The sequence below is a fragment of the Stenotrophomonas sp. YJH_SMC_119 genome, from assembly GCF_059368315.1.
The window spans coordinates 252,456-267,909 of record NZ_JCAFRP010000004.1 but is presented as its reverse complement, the minus strand read 5'-3'; the positions used below and the strand labels follow the sequence as shown (position 1 = coordinate 267,909).

General features: G+C 66.8%; 19 protein-coding genes and 1 tRNA gene. 14 read left to right on the top strand and 6 right to left on the bottom strand.

Annotated elements, in window-relative coordinates; translation table 11 throughout:
* Positions 1–39 precede the first annotated feature (39 nt).
* The 4 genes from AC5P6S_RS08830 (at position 40) to AC5P6S_RS08815 (ending at position 2,126) form a co-directional block, all read left to right on the top strand.
* Complete coding sequence (locus AC5P6S_RS08830) at positions 40–342, top strand: hypothetical protein (protein ID WP_049449894.1); 303 nt, start codon at positions 40–42, stop codon at positions 340–342.
* A gap of 9 nt (positions 343–351) precedes the next feature.
* The gene (locus AC5P6S_RS08825) at positions 352–579 is read left to right on the top strand and encodes a hypothetical protein (RefSeq protein WP_005409372.1); all 228 of its coding nucleotides are present in this window, start codon (positions 352–354) and stop codon (positions 577–579) included.
* The gene (locus AC5P6S_RS08820) at positions 576–887 is read left to right on the top strand and encodes a hypothetical protein (RefSeq protein ID WP_005409371.1); all 312 of its coding nucleotides are present in this window, start codon (positions 576–578) and stop codon (positions 885–887) included. Before AC5P6S_RS08825 ends, AC5P6S_RS08820 begins: the two co-directional genes overlap by 4 nt.
* 249 nt (positions 888–1,136) lie before the next feature.
* Positions 1,137–2,126, top strand: a complete 990-nt coding sequence (locus AC5P6S_RS08815; RefSeq protein WP_099497627.1) for a tyrosine-type recombinase/integrase — start codon at positions 1,137–1,139, stop codon at positions 2,124–2,126.
* A gap of 93 nt (positions 2,127–2,219) precedes the next feature.
* On the opposite strand, the gene AC5P6S_RS08810 is transcribed toward AC5P6S_RS08815, so the two are convergent.
* A tRNA-Arg gene (locus AC5P6S_RS08810) sits at positions 2,220–2,296 on the bottom strand.
* A 183-nt stretch (positions 2,297–2,479) separates the two neighbouring features.
* Here AC5P6S_RS08810 and amaB point away from each other — a divergent pair.
* The 7 genes from amaB (at position 2,480) to AC5P6S_RS08775 (ending at position 9,184) form a co-directional block, all read left to right on the top strand.
* The gene (amaB, locus tag AC5P6S_RS08805; protein ID WP_012480007.1) at positions 2,480–4,012 is read left to right on the top strand and encodes an L-piperidine-6-carboxylate dehydrogenase; all 1,533 of its coding nucleotides are present in this window, start codon (positions 2,480–2,482) and stop codon (positions 4,010–4,012) included.
* Positions 4,012–4,851, top strand: coding sequence for an SDR family NAD(P)-dependent oxidoreductase (locus AC5P6S_RS08800; protein WP_012480006.1), 840 nt, complete (start codon positions 4,012–4,014; stop codon positions 4,849–4,851). The genes amaB and AC5P6S_RS08800 overlap by 1 nt, the downstream gene beginning before the upstream one ends.
* A gap of 219 nt (positions 4,852–5,070) precedes the next feature.
* A complete protein-coding gene (locus AC5P6S_RS08795; RefSeq protein ID WP_005413144.1) occupies positions 5,071–5,355 on the top strand; it encodes a DUF4190 domain-containing protein in 285 nt (94 codons plus the stop codon).
* Between the two features lie 4 nt (positions 5,356–5,359).
* Positions 5,360–6,130, top strand: a complete 771-nt coding sequence (locus tag AC5P6S_RS08790) for a class I SAM-dependent methyltransferase (protein WP_005413143.1) — start codon at positions 5,360–5,362, stop codon at positions 6,128–6,130.
* 8 nt (positions 6,131–6,138) lie between these two features.
* On the top strand, positions 6,139–7,194 hold the full coding sequence (locus AC5P6S_RS08785) for a quinone-dependent dihydroorotate dehydrogenase (protein ID WP_024956899.1): 1,056 nt from the start codon (positions 6,139–6,141) through the stop codon (positions 7,192–7,194).
* Positions 7,195–7,202: 8 nt separating this feature from the next.
* Entirely contained in the window at positions 7,203–8,264 is a 1,062-nt protein-coding gene (gene murB, locus AC5P6S_RS08780; protein WP_005409364.1) for a UDP-N-acetylmuramate dehydrogenase, read from the top strand.
* A gap of 32 nt (positions 8,265–8,296) precedes the next feature.
* Positions 8,297–9,184, top strand: coding sequence for a DMT family transporter (locus AC5P6S_RS08775; RefSeq protein ID WP_032966688.1), 888 nt, complete (start codon positions 8,297–8,299; stop codon positions 9,182–9,184).
* Positions 9,185–9,337: 153 nt separating this feature from the next.
* Here the strand turns inward: AC5P6S_RS08775 and AC5P6S_RS08770 are convergent, their stop codons facing one another.
* From AC5P6S_RS08770 to AC5P6S_RS08760, 3 genes are all read right to left on the bottom strand, one after another.
* Positions 9,338–10,378 carry an aminoglycoside phosphotransferase family protein gene (locus AC5P6S_RS08770; protein WP_012480001.1) on the bottom strand — a complete coding sequence of 347 codons (1,041 nt, stop codon included), beginning with the start codon at positions 10,376–10,378 and terminating at the stop codon, positions 9,338–9,340.
* 99 nt (positions 10,379–10,477) lie between these two features.
* Positions 10,478–11,512, bottom strand: a complete 1,035-nt coding sequence (locus tag AC5P6S_RS08765) for a DUF418 domain-containing protein (RefSeq protein WP_099497624.1) — start codon at positions 11,510–11,512, stop codon at positions 10,478–10,480.
* Positions 11,509–12,099, bottom strand: a complete 591-nt coding sequence (locus AC5P6S_RS08760) for a TetR/AcrR family transcriptional regulator (protein ID WP_024956902.1) — start codon at positions 12,097–12,099, stop codon at positions 11,509–11,511. The genes AC5P6S_RS08765 and AC5P6S_RS08760 overlap by 4 nt, the downstream gene beginning before the upstream one ends.
* 143 nt (positions 12,100–12,242) lie before the next feature.
* Between AC5P6S_RS08760 and AC5P6S_RS08755 the strand changes: the two genes are divergently transcribed.
* Positions 12,243–12,668, top strand: coding sequence for a DoxX family protein (locus tag AC5P6S_RS08755; protein WP_088430215.1), 426 nt, complete (start codon positions 12,243–12,245; stop codon positions 12,666–12,668).
* Here AC5P6S_RS08755 and AC5P6S_RS08750 read toward each other — a convergent pair.
* Positions 12,641–13,444 carry an APH(3')-II family aminoglycoside O-phosphotransferase gene (locus AC5P6S_RS08750; protein WP_201862114.1) on the bottom strand — a complete coding sequence of 268 codons (804 nt, stop codon included), beginning with the start codon at positions 13,442–13,444 and terminating at the stop codon, positions 12,641–12,643. The two genes, AC5P6S_RS08755 and AC5P6S_RS08750, sit on opposite strands and share 28 nt — an antisense overlap.
* Before the next feature lie 41 nt (positions 13,445–13,485).
* Positions 13,486–13,989 (bottom strand): DUF2938 domain-containing protein, encoded by a 504-nt coding sequence (locus tag AC5P6S_RS08745; protein WP_076738959.1) that lies wholly within the window; start codon positions 13,987–13,989, stop codon positions 13,486–13,488.
* A 55-nt stretch (positions 13,990–14,044) separates the two neighbouring features.
* Here AC5P6S_RS08745 and AC5P6S_RS08740 point away from each other — a divergent pair, with 55 nt between their 5' ends.
* Complete coding sequence (locus AC5P6S_RS08740) at positions 14,045–14,710, top strand: ArsR/SmtB family transcription factor (RefSeq protein WP_005409356.1); 666 nt, start codon at positions 14,045–14,047, stop codon at positions 14,708–14,710.
* A 14-nt stretch (positions 14,711–14,724) separates the two neighbouring features.
* Entirely contained in the window at positions 14,725–15,453 is a 729-nt protein-coding gene (locus tag AC5P6S_RS08735) for a GNAT family N-acetyltransferase (protein WP_087803434.1), read from the top strand.
* The last annotated feature ends 1 nt before the right edge of the window (position 15,454 follow it).

The window sequence follows — 15,454 nt, the reverse complement described above, 5'->3', positions numbered from 1 at the left end:
GAATTCTGCCACGCGGCTGCCATGCGCAGGAGAATGAGAATGGCTGACCAGCTGCTCACCGCTTGCGCTGGTGCTGGCGGAGGTGCGCTCATGGCTGAGGCAATCGACCACCGCGAGGTCGGCCGGCAGCTGGCCAGCATGTCCGGGGTCGAGCTCGACTCGATCGCCCCCCAGGACGCTCGTCTGTGGGAGGCCCGCGGCCACGCACTTCAGGCGCTCGCTGCCGGCGACATGGACGCCGCGCTGCGAACCATGGGCATGGTGTCCTCGCGGATCATGGACCGAGACGAAGCATGGGAGATCGCATCGAACGCGGTAGCCGTCCGCATTGCTGCCGGCTAGACGCGCGACATGCTGGACAGCAGCACCGAGGCCGGCCGCGCGCCGTGTGGTCGCGGCTACTACCTGCTCTGCTCCGGAGCCATCGCGGTCTGCTACTTCCCGATGGTTTTCATCACCGACATGAACGGCCGCGGCTACCACTTCCATGTCGCCCAGGACCTGCTCAACGAGCGAGATCCCAGCCCCTACGCCATTCGTCGTCCGACCGTGCCGCAGCAACTGGAGATGTTCCGATGATCGCCCAGGACACAACGCACGTGCCTGACCCCGATGAGGACGAGTACGACCGCCGGCGCCTGCCGGGTGCGTACTCCCAAACGCTCCACCACATCCGGGAGCTGCGCAAAGAGCGGGACGCATTGCTACTGCGTAGCCACGCCGGTGACCGATACAGGTCCGCCCAGCACTCACGGTTCATCAGGAACAGCGAGAACTATGCCGCGCGACTTCTGGTGCGAATGCAGCAACTCGGGATGGGTGGATCCGGAGCCGCCTCTATCGCGCCACTACCGGCACTGCCGGCCCAACTGGACCTGTTTGCATGAGCACCGCCACCGAGCAGCTGCGCGCTGCGCTGGCCACGAACTGAAGGAGGACCCGATGGGAGCTGCTGAAAAGCTAGACATCGTCGGAAAGGACTGGCTGACCGTGGACGAGGCCGCGCACTACTGCGGGGTTTCACGAAGCCAGTTCGATTCGAACATCGCCGACTACGGCATCGAACCACGAAATTTCATGGGCAAGAAGCTATACGAGAAGGCTGTCCTCTACTCTGCAATCTACGGCTCCAAGCAATGGTCAAGGTCACAATCTTCTGGCACGATGGCGCCGCGTACCTCAACTGGCGGGAAGGCGGCAAGCGAAGCCGTGTCGCCATTGGTCGCGTCAGCCCACGCGAGGCTGAGGGCGTACGAGCAGCGAAAGAAGCGGAACTGACCCATGGTGTGCGCATCCTCCCCCGGCTGCCCACTGTCAAGGATTTCTTGGAGGCGTACCTGGACTGGTACAAGGCGGAACACCCGACCACGCACGGGAAGGCAAAGAGCGAGGTCCGACTGTTCATTGCTCGCTTCGGCCATCGACCGATCGACACCCTGCGCCCGATGGAAATGGAGTCATACAAGACAGATCGCCTGACCAAGGACAAGGTGGCACCAGAGACCGTGGGCAAGGAAGTGCGTAGGCTGCAGGCCGCGTTCCGGCGTGGCGTGAAGTGGAAGGAACTGGACTTCAACCCGCTGGAGGAAACCCAGGCACCGCGCGGCGTCCGCAGCGTAGCGGTGCGGTTCTACGACCGGGCCGCGATGCGCAAGCTGTACCGTGCGAACCCCGGTCGGGCGCCTCTGTGGCTTTTCATTGCCCACACGGGTCTGCGCCGTGGTGAGCTGGTTGGACTGGGCAAGGATTCGGTGGCAGGGAGCAGACTCAGGGTCGAGAGCGAGCCAGACGAAGATGGCCAGGGGCGCACGAAGTCAGGCAAGTGGCGCGAGGTGCCGCTTAACCGGTATGCGCGCTGGGCGCTGCGCCGCCTACCCGATCCGCTGGTGGCCGTGCACAAAGACACCGTATCCGACTGGTTCGCGTCCAATGCCAAGCGGGCTGGGATCGGCGGCAGCCTCCACCGACTACGGCACACCTTCTGCGCCCACATGGTCATGGCCGGAGTGCCATTGCGACGGGTGCAGATTCTGGCCGGACACGCTGATTACGCCACGACCGAGAAGTTCTACGCTCACCTAACTCCTGAGGGCGACGATGGCGCCGTAGCGAAGCTCAAATACTGATCCGCGGCGTTGGGACCACTGGGACCAAATCCTGTGGATATGCAGGGAACAGTGGGAAATGCTCGCCACTGAGTCTTCCTAAGTTATTGATTCTGGTGACCCCGGCCCGATTCGAACGGGCGACCTTCCCCTTAGGAGGGGGACGCTCTATCCAGCTGAGCTACGGGGCCATGCAGCCGGGAAGTTTACAGGCAACACACCCTACCCTCCAAGCATTCGTGCTCCACACGGCGGCGCTGGCGCGTTGCACCATGGCCGGACAGGCCGCTCTGCTACCATCGGCGATTCAGTTCATCGCGCCCCCCACCTGCCCGCGATGGCACCAAACAACGTAACGAAACACAGGAGTCCGCATGTCTTCCGAGCTGCTCAAGTCCCTTGGCCTGGACGCGATCAACGCTGGCACGTACCTGGGCAACGGGGAGTGGTCGAGCGCGACCAGCGGTGAGCTGATCACCCCGGTCAACCCGACCACCGGCGAGCCGATCGCGCAGGTCCGCGCGACCACCGAGGCCGAGTACGAGACCGTCGTCGCCCGCGCCCAGGAAGCCTTCAAGATCTGGCGTACCACGCCAGCCCCGCGTCGCGGCGAAGCCGTGCGCCTGTGCGGCGAAGCACTGCGCAAGCACAAGGACGCCCTGGGTTCGCTGGTGGCGCTGGAAATGGGCAAGAGCAAGCCGGAAGGCGACGGCGAAGTGCAGGAGATGATCGACATCGCGGATTTCGCCGTGGGCCAGAGCCGCATGCTGTACGGCTACACCATGCATTCCGAGCGCCCCGGCCACCGCATGTACGAGCAGTACCACCCGCTGGGCCTGGTCGGCATCATCTCCGCCTTCAACTTCCCGGTCGCGGTGTGGAGCTGGAACTCGTTCCTGGCCGCCATCTGTGGCGACGTGTGCATCTGGAAGCCGTCCAACAAGACGCCGCTGACCGCCATCGCCTCGCTGAAGATCTGCAACGACGCCCTGCGCGAAGCCGGTTTCCCGGACATCTTCTTCCTGATCAACGATGCGGGCACCGCGCTGTCGGAAAAGATGGTCGATGACCGTCGCGTGCCGCTGATCAGCTTCACCGGCTCGACCCAGGTCGGCCGCACCGTCAACGAGAAGGTCGCGCGTCGCCTCGGCCGCTGCCTGCTGGAACTGGGTGGCAACAACGCCATCATCCTGGACGAAACCGCCGACCTGAAGCTGGCCGTGCCGGGCATCGTGTTCGGCGCCGTCGGCACCGCCGGCCAGCGCTGCACCACCACCCGCCGCCTGATCGTGCACCGCTCGATCTACGCCGACGTGCTGGCCACCCTGGTCAAGGCCTACAAGCAGGTCGAAGGCAAGATCGGCGACCCGACCGATGCGGCCAACCTGATGGGCCCACTGAACAGCGACGGCGCCGTGCAGCAGTTCCTCGATGCCATCGCCCAGGCCAAGGCTGCCGGCGGCACCATCGAAACCGGCGGCACCCGCATCGACCGCGCCGGCAACTTCGTGCTGCCGGCGATTGTCTCCGGCCTGAAGAACAGCGATGCCGTGGTCCAGCACGAGACCTTCGCGCCGATCCTGTACGTGATGCCGTACGACACCCTCGATGAAGCCATCGACATGCAGAATGGCGTGCCGCAGGGCCTGTCGTCCTCGATCTTCACCCAGAACCTGAAGACTGCCGAGAAGTTCCTGTCGGCCGCTGGCAGCGACTGCGGCATCGCCAACATCAACATCGGCACGTCCGGTGCGGAGATCGGCGGCGCCTTCGGTGGCGAGAAGGACACCGGCGGTGGCCGCGAGTCCGGTTCGGATGCGTGGAAGGTCTACATGCGCCGCCAGACCAACACCATCAACTATTCGGACTCGCTGCCGCTGGCCCAGGGCATCAAGTTCGATCTGTGATGGCAGACGTTTCTGCCATGGCTGCGGGTCAGAGCCCCTCCGGGGATCTGACCCCTGCCCAGGGCCGGATCCCCAATGGGGCTCCGACCCTCGACTTCACCGGTCGCCGCGTGCTGATCGCCGGCGGCAGCAAGGGCATCGGTCGTGAAATGGCGCTGGCATTTGCCGGCGCCGGTGCGCAGGTCTCGGTCTGCGCACGTGGCCAGGCCGGCCTGGATGCCCTGCGTGCCGATGCGCAGGCACAGGGCACCCCGCTGCATACCGTCTCCGCCGATCTGGCCGACGCCGGCCAGATCCAGGCCTGGCTGCAGGCCGCTGCCGATGCACTCGGCGGCATCGATGTACTGATCAACAACGCTACCGGCTACGGCATGGCCGACGACGAGGATGGCTGGGCCGCCAGCCTGCAGATCGACCTGATGGCGGCGGTACGGGCCTCGCGCCTGGCACTGCCGTGGCTGCGCGCATCCAGCGATGCCTGCATCCTCAACCTGTCCTCGATCGCCGCACAGCAGCCGCGCCCCGGTGGCGCGCCCTACGCCGCCGCAAAGGCCGCGCTGTCGCACTACACCACGTCGCAGGCATTGGCGCTGGCCAGGGACCGGATCCGGGTCAATGCGATCGCGCCGGGCTCGATCGAGTTCGATGACGGCCTGTGGGATCGCCGCCGCACCGAAGATCCGGCGCTGTACCACGGCACCCTGGCGAAGATCCCGTTCGGCCGCTTCGGCCATCCGCGCGAAATTGCCGACGCCGCCCTGTTCCTGTGCTCGCCGCTGGCGCGCTGGGTCACAGGCAGCGTGCTCAACGTGGATGGCGGCCAGGTGTTGATGGGCTGATACCGGCACTCCGGTCGCTGCCAACCTTGGTTGGCATGCCTTTCGCCGACCAAGGTCGACGCCTACCCTGCTGAAATGCCTTTCGTCGACCGAGGTCGACGCCTACCAGGGCTTGCACCTCGTTCGCCCACCAGGGTCCACGCCTGCCATCGCATCCGCCGGGCATGGGATTGCCCGGGCAGAGGCACTATCATGTGCACACTGCCAAGGAGGACCCCGATGAGCGTGGCACCCCGACAGACAAGCGCCCTGGCCGTGGTCAGCCTGGTCATGGGCATCGCCAGCTGGACCGTCCTGCCCTTCGTGGCCAGCATCGTGGCCATCATCACCGGCCACATGGCCCGCGCCGAGATCCGCCGCCGCCCGCACGAACTGGAAGGTGATGGCCTGGCCGTTACCGGCCTGGTGCTGGGCTGGGTGATGGTCGGCGCGGTACTTGCCGCCATCCTGGTCTTCATCCTGTTCTTCGGTGGCCTGGCGTGGCTGGCCGCGGTGTCGAACTGACGCCATGACCACCTCCGACAGCACTGAACGCTTCAGCAGCCGCGTCGCCGACTACGTCCGCTACCGGCCCGATTACCCGCCCGCGCTGCTGGAATGGCTGCACGGCCCGATGGATGTCAGTCACCAGGCCCGTGTCGCCGACATCGGTGCTGGCACCGGCATTTCCAGCCGTCAGTTTCTGGCCAGCGGTCATCCGCTGGTGGCGGTCGAGCCGAACGCCGCCATGCGCGCCGCCGCCGAAGAGTGGCTGGCGCCGCAGTATCCGGGCTTTTCCGCCGTCGATGGCCGCGCCGAGGCCACCGGCCTGGACGATGCCAGCATCGATCTGGTCAGCGTCGCGCAGGCGTTCCACTGGTTCGACACCGTGGCGGTGCGCGCCGAGTGGCAGCGCATCCTCTGCCCCGGTGGCCTGGCACTGATCTACTGGAATTCGCGCCTGCTCGATGCCAGTCCATTCCTGGTCGGCTACGAACAGCTGCTGCTGGACTACGGCACCGATTACACCGCGGTGGCCGAGCGCTACCAGGACGATGCCACCATGCAGGCCTGGTTCGGCCGCGGCCTGCGCGGCATGGTGGAGTTGCCGAACGTACAGCATCTGGACTTCGACGCCCTGCGCGGGCGCCTGCTGTCCTCCTCCTACGCACCCCAATCCGGTCATCCTCGCCACGCGCCGATGATCGACGCTCTGCAGGACCTGTTCGCCGCCCACGCGGTCGACGGCCAGGTCGCTTTTGAATATCGAACCCGAGCCTTCCTCGGCACGCTGGACTGAACCGACGCATGTATTCGCTTGCCCGCCCCTTCCTGTTCTCGCTCGACGCCGAGCGCGCCCACGGCCTGGGCCTGTCCGCACTGGACCTGGCCTACCGCACCGGCACCACGCCGCTGCTGGCCGCACGCATCGCGCCGATGCCCAGCACGGTGTTCGGGCAGACCTTCCCCAATCCGGTCGGCCTGGCTGCCGGCCTGGACAAGAATGGCGAGCACATCGATGCGCTGTTCGCGCTCGGCTTCGGCTTCGTCGAGATCGGCACCATCACCCCGCGCCCGCAGGCCGGCAACCCGCAGCCGCGCCTGTTCCGCCTGCCGGAACACAACGCGATCATCAACCGCATGGGCTTCAACAATGCGGGCGTGGACGCGCTGGTGCGCAATGTCGAGCGCGCGCGCAACCGCCGCGGCCTGCTCGGCATCAACATCGGCAAGAACAAGGACACCCCGAACGAACAGGCGGTGGACGATTACATCGCCTGCCTGGACAAGGTGTATCCGCTGGCGGACTACATCACCGTCAACATCTCCTCGCCCAACACCGCCGGCCTGCGTGAATTGCAGGAAGAGACCGCGCTGCGCCAGCTGGTCAGCCAGTTGCGCGACCGCCAGGAAGATCTCGCGGCGCGCCACGGCCGCCGTGTGCCGATGCTGGTCAAGGTTGCACCGGACCTGAGTGACCGCGACATCGATGCCGCCGCGCGCGTGCTGGGCGAACTGCAGGTGGACGGCGTGATCGCCACCAACACCACCATCGACCACAGCAAGGTGGCCGGCGACCCGCTGGCCAACGAGGCCGGCGGCCTGTCCGGTGCGCCGGTGCTGGAGCAGTCCACCCTGGTGCTGCGCCGCCTGCGCTCGCGCCTGCCCGAGTCGGTGCCGCTGGTGGGTGTCGGAGGCATCCTGTCCGGTGCCGATGCGGTGGCCAAGATGGCCGCAGGCGCGGCGCTGGTGCAGTGCTACAGCGGCTTGATCTTCCGTGGCCCGGCGTTGGTCTCCGAATGCGTGGAGGCGATCCGTCGCCGCCGCGAAGCGCCGAGCCGCGGCGCGGTGGCCCCACTGTGAGCGCGCCCATGGATACCGTCGACGGCAACGCCCCGCTGCGCTGGACGCTCACCCGCAATGCGCCACTGCAGGCGCTGAACACCTTCCACGTGCAGGCCAGCGCCGCGCAGCTGCTGGAACTGCACGATGCCGCACTGCTGCCGGAAGTGCTGGCATTGCCCGAAGTGGCCAGCGGTCCCCTGTTGGTACTGGGTGCCGGCAGCAACGTACTGATCGCCGAAGACCTGCCGGGCACCGTGCTGGTGTTCGGCAACCGTGACATCAGTTTCCTGGAACACCGCGCTGACCACGCAGTGATCCGCGCCGGGGCCGGCGTCCCCTGGCATGGCCTGGTGATGTGGTCGCTGCAGGAAGGCTTGTCCGGGCTGGAGAACCTGGCCCTGATTCCCGGCACCGCCGGTGCCGCGCCGATCCAGAACATCGGCGCCTACGGTGCGCAGGTCGGCGAGTTCATCCAGGCGGTCGAGGCCTGGGACTGCCAGGAACAAACCTGGGTACGGCTGGACAACGAGCAGTGTCGCTTCACCTACCGCGACAGCGTGTTCAAGCAGCAGATGGACCGCTACCTGATCACCGCCATCGAACTGAAGTTGCCGCTGCTGCACGACCTGCGCATGGACTATGCCGGCATCCGCGAGGAACTGCAGGCACAGGGCGTGGAGCTGCCGAGCGCAGTGGACGTGGCCAACGCGGTGATCGCGATCCGCCGCCGCAAGCTCCCCGACCCGGATGTGCTGGGCAACGCCGGCAGTTTCTTCAAGAACCCGGTGCTGCCGCTGGAACAGGTCGACGTCCTGCTGCAGCACTTCCCCGACCTGCCCGTGTTCCCGGCCGAGCAGGACGACAAGCGCAAGGTCTCGGCGGCATGGATGATCGAGTCCTGCGGCTGGAAGGGCTTCCGCGAAGGCGATGCCGGCGTGGCCCCCAGCCACGCGCTGGTACTGGTCAACCATGGCAATGCCAGCGGTGCTGAACTGCTGGCGCTGGCGCGACGCATCTCCGCTTCGGTGCTGGAGAAGTTCGGCGTGCCGATCGAACCGGAGCCCCGCCTGCTCGGCGCACAGTGGTGAACACCCCCGCCCTCTCCCCCAGCGCCACCCCGATGCGGGCGGCGCTGCTGATGCTCGGCAGCACGATGGCATTCGGCCTGATGGCCGTCGCCATCCGCTACGCCACCCGGTACGTACCAACCCAGGAAGTGGCGTTCTTTCGCAATGCCTTTGGCCTGCTCGCGTTGCTGCCGATGCTGCTGCGCCCCGGCCATGCACCACTGAAAACGCAGCAGCTGCCGCGTTATTTCGTGCGCAGTGCGATTGGCTTGGGTTCGATGCTGTGCGCGTTCTGGGCACTGGGCCATCTGCCACTGGCGCAGGCGGTTTCCCTCTCGTACTCCACGCCGTTGTTCGTCACCATCGCCGCCGTGCTGTGGCTGGGCGAGACCGTGCGTATACGGCGCTGGGCCGCGGTGGTGGTTGGATTCATCGGTGTGCTGGTGATCGTGCGCCCCGGTACCGCCGGCTTCACCGCGGGCAGCCTGGTAGCGGTGGCAGCCGCCGTGCTCAGCTCATTGGTGGCGATCCAGATCAAGCAGCTGACCCGTGTCGACAGCGCTGACACCGTGGTGCTCTACACCTACGTGTTCTGGGTGCCGCTGTCGCTGGTCCCGGCACTGTTCGTCTGGGTCTGGCCCTCCGGCATGGCGTGGCTGTGGCTGCTGGCCACCGGCGTGCTGGGCACCGTCGGTCAGCTGCTGTGGACGCGGGCGTTGCGGCTCGGTGAAGTCTCGGCGCTGACCCCGATCAGCTTCCTGCAGCTGCCGCTGGTAACGCTGCTCGGCTGGCTGCTGTTCAACGAAAGCGTGGATCGCTGGACGCTCATCGGTGCCGGCATCATCCTCGCCGCCAACGCCTACATCGCCCACCGCGAAGCGGTGTTGTCGCGCCGCGCCGCAAGCGCGGCGGCCTCGGCAGCAGCCAAGCCCGCCGAATGAAAACCATCTGCATGGACAAGCCATGGGGCCTGCACGGGCAAGCCACGGGTCGTGCATGGACAGGCCATGGGTAGAGTCGACTGTTAGTCGACTCCCGCGCGCAGCGCGGGCTTTGCCTGTTCCAATCGAAGCGCAGTCGACTAACAGTCGACTCTACCTAGGGCGATCCTGGCAACGGCCTGGAACCTGATCCAGCGCGCGATATACCCGCTCCGCCGCATCGAACACATTGCCCGGTGCGAACTGCTCCCCCAGGTAGTGCAGCGACTGCCGGCGCAGCTGCGGCGATCGGTCCTCTCCGTCACTGCCCAGCAGCACCTGCTGGAACTCGATCAGGTCCTGCAGAATGCGCCAGTGCCGGTACCAGGCGATCCAGCGTGGGTCACCGCGGTCGCTGCCGTAGCCCTCCTCGAACCCCAGTGGATTCTCGCGACCCCAGCGCCCGCCAACAGCGGCACCGATGAACATCAGGTCACGCTCGCGCGGGGCCAGCGACAGACCATCCCAATCGATCAGGTGCAGGCCCCCGTCATTGCCCATCAGCAGGTTGCCGGCATGCAGATCGGTGTGGCACAGATGCAGGTCTACCGGCGCGTCCTGCAACGCCGCGAGCAGCTCCCGTGCCTGCGCATGCAGCGCCGCGATGCGCGCATGCTGCTGGTCCCATACCGAAACGAATGCGCGGCCCAGCCCGTCCTTCGCAGCCGCCAGGCCCTCGCCGGCCAACCATTGCCCGACGGTCTCCAGCGCCGCGGTTTCCAGCCGTACGATCGGCAGTGCCTGCTGCAGTTCCGCTGGCAACTGCGCGCCATGCAGCCGCCGCAGCACCTCCCCCAGCCGTTTCCACTGCGTGCGGCTCAACGCCGCCTCGAACCCGGACTGGCCTTCCACATACGGGAACAGGGTGAACTGCAATCCCCAGCGCTGCACAGACGCACCACCGGTCAACGCCGGCCACGGCGCGACGATCTCATCGATACCCAGCGTGCCGCGCATCCAATGCAGGCTGTCCCACACCGCTGGGGCGACCTGGTAGGTACGGCATTTCAACCACCACTGCCCGTGCCGCGCATCGACGCGATACACGCTGGCATTGGCGTCGGCGCCCACCGGGCGTGGCACCACGGCGGTGGGGGTGATGCCATAGGATTGTTGCAGGACTTCGCCGAGATGCTGCGCCGAAGCGAATGACATGGATGCAAGCAGAAAGTGTTACCTGCCACCACTATCGCAGATGCGTTCGCCGCGGCACAGACATGTCCGTCACAACATCGCTTCAGCACCACCAGGGAACTAGCCTGCGATGCGCCGCATCACCGTCTCCAGCGGGCCGCGTGCGAACTGCCACGACCATAGCCAGGCCGCGCCCGTCGCCAGCATCAGGAACAGCAGCGCCCACAGCAGCACCGATGCGAGCGACGCGCTGCCATCGAGCAGGCCCAGGCTTTCCAGCGTGCCCATGCCCAGCAGGATGTGGCCCACATACAGGGTCAGGGTCATGCGTCCGGCCGCGGTGAACGGCTCCAACCAGTCACCCGGTCGCACACGCGCCAGCCACAGGCACGCGGCGATGACACTGCAGGCCGCACCCGCACCCGTAAGCACATAAGCCGGTCCCGGCGGCATCGGCTGCGTTCCCAGCCACACCTGCCAGGGCGTTCCCTGCGCAAGCTGCTGCACGCCATGTCCAGCCCCGATCAACAGCAGCCCCAGCACCAGCAATGCATGCTGCACCCGCGGCTGCGACAACTGAAGCCGTGCCAGCAGCATCCCCAGCAGGAAGAAGCACAGCCACGGCATCAACGGGTGGAAGCCATTGAACAGCAGGTTGCGGGCCGCGCCCGGCCACTGCCACAGGCCGGCGTATTCCAGCGTCTGCCAGTTCCATCCCTGGCTGTAATCCCAGTGCAGCAACGCCCAGAACGAACAGGCCGCCAGGCCCACGATGCTGGCCAGCAGCACGCGCGGCGAGGCACGCAGCCACACCACGGCCAGCGCGAAATACACCGCGTAGTAGTGCAGGATATCGGCCGGGAACAGGGTCAGGTTGAGCAGGCCCAGCACCATCAGGAACAGCGCGCGCCTCCAGGTCTGCACGCTGGCCGGCCACCCCCCTTGCCGCTGCGTGGCCAACACCAGGCCCAAGCCAGCCAGCGTAACGAACGTCGCCGAAGCCTTGCCTTCCAGAAAGTGGAAGAAGCCTGCCAACCATCCGGCGCCCTCTGCCGGCACGGCCATCGCCAGGCGGAAGTTGACCAGCACCATGCCGGCCAAGGCCAGGTAGCGCGCCAGATCAAGGCCGTGCAATCGCCGGTCAACGGCACTCATGCGCGCGCCCCGAGCAGCAGCGCGAGCAGTCCAAGATCCAGCGATGCCTCATCGCCGCCACCGGCCTCGCCCAGCCCCCGACGCAGTGCATCGCTTTCAATGGCATCCAGCAGCACCTGCGCCTGCAATGCGGGGGCCAACACGGGACGCCGGCGTTCGCGCTGTGCCACCTGCTGCAGCGCTTCGGCCAGGACCGCCTGCAACTGCCTGCGATTGGCCGCAAATGCCTCGGCTACGGCCGGATTGCGTGCGCTCTCGGCCAGCACTTCGACGGCGAGCGTCGCCCATTCCGGCTGCCGGCACAGTGCGTGGAAGTCCCGAAGGAAAGCCAGCACCTGTGCGCGCTCGCCTTCGGACGCGGCCAGTCGCTGCAGCAACGGTGCCAGCTCTTCGCTCTCAGCCACCGCCACGGCAAGGATGATCGCCTCCTTGCCCGGGAAGTGGTTGTAGAGATTGCCCAGGCTGACACCGGCCGCCTGCGCGATGTCACGCATGCTGGTCTGGTGGAATCCCTTCGCGAGGAAGCACTGCAGGGCGGCCTGCAGGATCTGCGCGATGCGTTGCTCGTTGCGGTCGGCTCGCTTCATGGCGCAAATAGTGAACGAACGTTCGTCCAATTAGAAGGCAACAACCCGACCACCATCGGGCTTCGTTCAGCCAGCCTTGACCTCAACCGCGGTTGAGGCCCGATGCTGCCCGGCCCGCCCCACGCTCAACCCGGAGTTCCTGCATGCCACGGATGATCGCCACCCTGCTCGACAGCCGCGTGCTGTGGTTCCTCGCCCGGCTGCTGCTGGCCGTGGTGTTCCTGTCCTCGGGCCTGGCCAAGCTGCTGGCGTGGGACAACAGCGTGGCCGAAATGCAGGCCGCCGGGCTGCAGCCGCCTGTGCTGTTCAACCTCGCCAGCGCGGTGGTGCTGCTGGGTGGCTCACTGTGCCTGCTGCTTGATCGCCTGCTCTGGCTGGGCAGCGGCGTGCTGGCAGTGTTCATGCTGCTGACCATCGTCGTCGTGCATACCTTCTGGACCAAGCACGGCGCGGAACAGCAGCTGGCCCTGTTCTTCGCGCTGGAGCACCTGAGCGTGGTGGGTGGCCTGATCTGCGCGGCCATCGCCAGCCACGCGCGGGGTCAGAAGAACTCGTCGAGCAAGCGGTAGAACGCCAGCCGGCGCTCGTCGGCCACCGCGCCGTAGCGCTGGAACAACGGCGCCACCCAACGCGTGTCGCCGAAGTTGTGGACCAGGCTGCGCGCAGCCAGCGCCAGGTCCTGGTAGCGGTCGGCAACACCCAGTCGCCCACAGTCGATGAAACCGCTGAAACGCCCCTCGACCACCATCAGGTTCGGCAGGCAGGCATCGCCATGGCTGACCACCAGGTCTTCATGATCGGGTCGGGTGCTGCACAATTCGGCGAAGACCTGCTGCGGACTCTGGCCCAGGCGCTCATCATCGAAATCATCGGCGTCCACCAGGCCCGCTTCGACGCGGGCCTGCGCGGCCTGCAGGCGCGAGACCAGTCGCTGGTCAAACGGACAGGCTGCCACCGGCAACGCATGCAGCCCGCGCAGCGCGTCGGCCAGCAGTTCCACCAGCTGCTGCGGCGCGAGTTCCGGCGACGAAGCCAGGTCGCGGCCGGGCAGCGCGCTCATCAGCAACCAGCGCCGGCCCGCTTCTTCGGCGGTGGCAATTACCGTTGGTACCGGTTGTCCCTGTTCCTGCAGCCAGCGCAGGCGCGCGATCTCATCACCGAGCTCACTGAAGGCGTCGATCACTTCCGACTTCACGAAGGCATCGGCCTGCCCCGGCCGTTGCACACGGGCTACATCCGCGCGCGACACGCCGATCGACTGCCGCTCGATGCGCGCATCGGCCAACGTTTCCTGCCATGCCCACGGTAGCGGCATGCCATCAGCGAAGGGATCAGGTGCTTCCATGCCGGGGTGTTCCTGTTGCCGGTGACCCCACCGATTTTCGCTCACCCTGCACGAACCGCGGCCAACAGCAGCGCGGAAAGGTACATGCCCACGCCGAACACGCTGTGCGCCACCAGGCTGCGCAGGCGTGCCTTGCCCGGCGCCGGGGTCTTCGAAGCGGCAATGCCGGCACCCATGCCCGGCTGAAGGATGAAGAACGGCGCGGCAACACTGAGAATGCCGAAGGCCAGCGCCGGCCACAGGGTGGGTGCCTGCCCCCAATCGCTCCCGACCACGACCAGCAACAACGTGGCGAACACCACACCGATCACGTAATGCGCGGTCCACCCCAGCGCGCGCTCGCCACCGACCGCTGCCGCGCGGCCGATGCCATCGTGGCGGAAGCGCCCGCGTGGCAGGTGCCCCAGCCAACGCCCGACCATCGCAAAATCCAACGAGGGAATGCCGAACAGCCGCCGCTGCACCACCGCCCACAGGTCCATTACTGCGGTCGCTCCCACGCCGACTACCACCGCATCCATCACGAATGTCGCCTGGCCAAGCATATCGCACACCTTCAATTATTTGCTTGAATGATAGAGCGATGCTAGCGTGCCCCGCATGAACGCTGCAACAGAGCCACCACCCTCACCGCTTGAGGCCTTGGCCGAGATCGCCCGCACGCTCGGCCATGCCCATCGCCTGGCCCTGCTGGAGCACATCGCCCAAGGCGAGCGCGCCGTGGAACGCCTGGCTGAACTGACCGGCCTGTCGGTGGCCAATACCTCCCAGCACCTGCAGCAGCTGCGCCGTGCCGGCCTGGTACAGACCCGCCGTGACGGCAAGCGCATCCTCTACCGCAGCGGTGATGGCCCGCTGGGCAACCTGCTGGCCGCACTGCGCGACTATGCCGACCACCAGCGCAGCGAAATGCACGGCGTGATCCACGACAGCCTGCAGCGCCGCGATGCGCTGGAAGGACTGACCGTGGAGCAGCTGCTGGAACAACGCAGCAGCGTGGTGCTGCTGGATGTGCGGCCGCGCGAGGAATTCGATCTGGGCCACCTGCCCGGCGCGCTGAACATTCCCGTTACGGAACTGCGTGCACGGATGGACGAACTGCCGCGTGCCGTCCACATTGTCGCGTACTGCCGCGGTCCCTACTGCGTGCTGTCCAACGATGCGGTGGCGATGCTGCGCGAGGCCGGACTGACCGCGCAGCGGCTCGCCGCCGGTTACCCCGAATGGAAGGCCGCCGGCCTGCAGGTGGACCTGCCCCGGCACTGAGCGAGACACCGGTCATGGATGATGTGTTTGCTCCGTTGATCGATGCGACCTGGCGCGGCGTGTTCTGCGGGCAGCGCACGCTGCAGGATGATCCACTGCTGCAGTTGGCGTGCAGCGATGATTTCGACGAGGGCGAGGACGGCATGCTGCTGCATCCACTCGTCGGCCCCGCTCGCGCACTGTTGCGCCCTGCCCTGGCGGCTCGCCTGCACCTGCATGCGCAACCGCACTGGACGCTGGCACAGCTGCAACAGCGCCTGCAGCAGCTCGGCCAGCGCACGCATGGTGCGGATCGTGTCTTCTACTTCCCTGCCGCAGAACTTGCGGCCCTGGCCGCGCGCCCTGCACCACCACATATCCGCCGTCTCGACCCGGCCGACGCAGCCGCGTTCGAGGTGTTCCAGGCCAACGCCAGCGAAGAGGATCTCGATGCCGCCTGGGTCGAGCTGGACCACTGGCAGGTGTTCGGCGCCTTCGATGGCGAGCGGCTGGTTGCCGCGGGAAGCATGTACCCGTGGAGCCTGGATCCAGCCCTGGCCGACATGGGCGTGCTGACCCTGCCCGAGGCCCGCGGTCGCGGGCACGCGCGCCAGCTGGCACACGCCATGGCCATGTCCGCGCAGGCGGCCGGGCTGCAGCCTCAGTACCGTTGCCAGCTCGACAACACCGCCTCGATCATTACCGCCGAGCGCAGCGGCCTGCGCGCGTTCGCCGACTGGGACACCATTCTGGCTGCCGACTGAG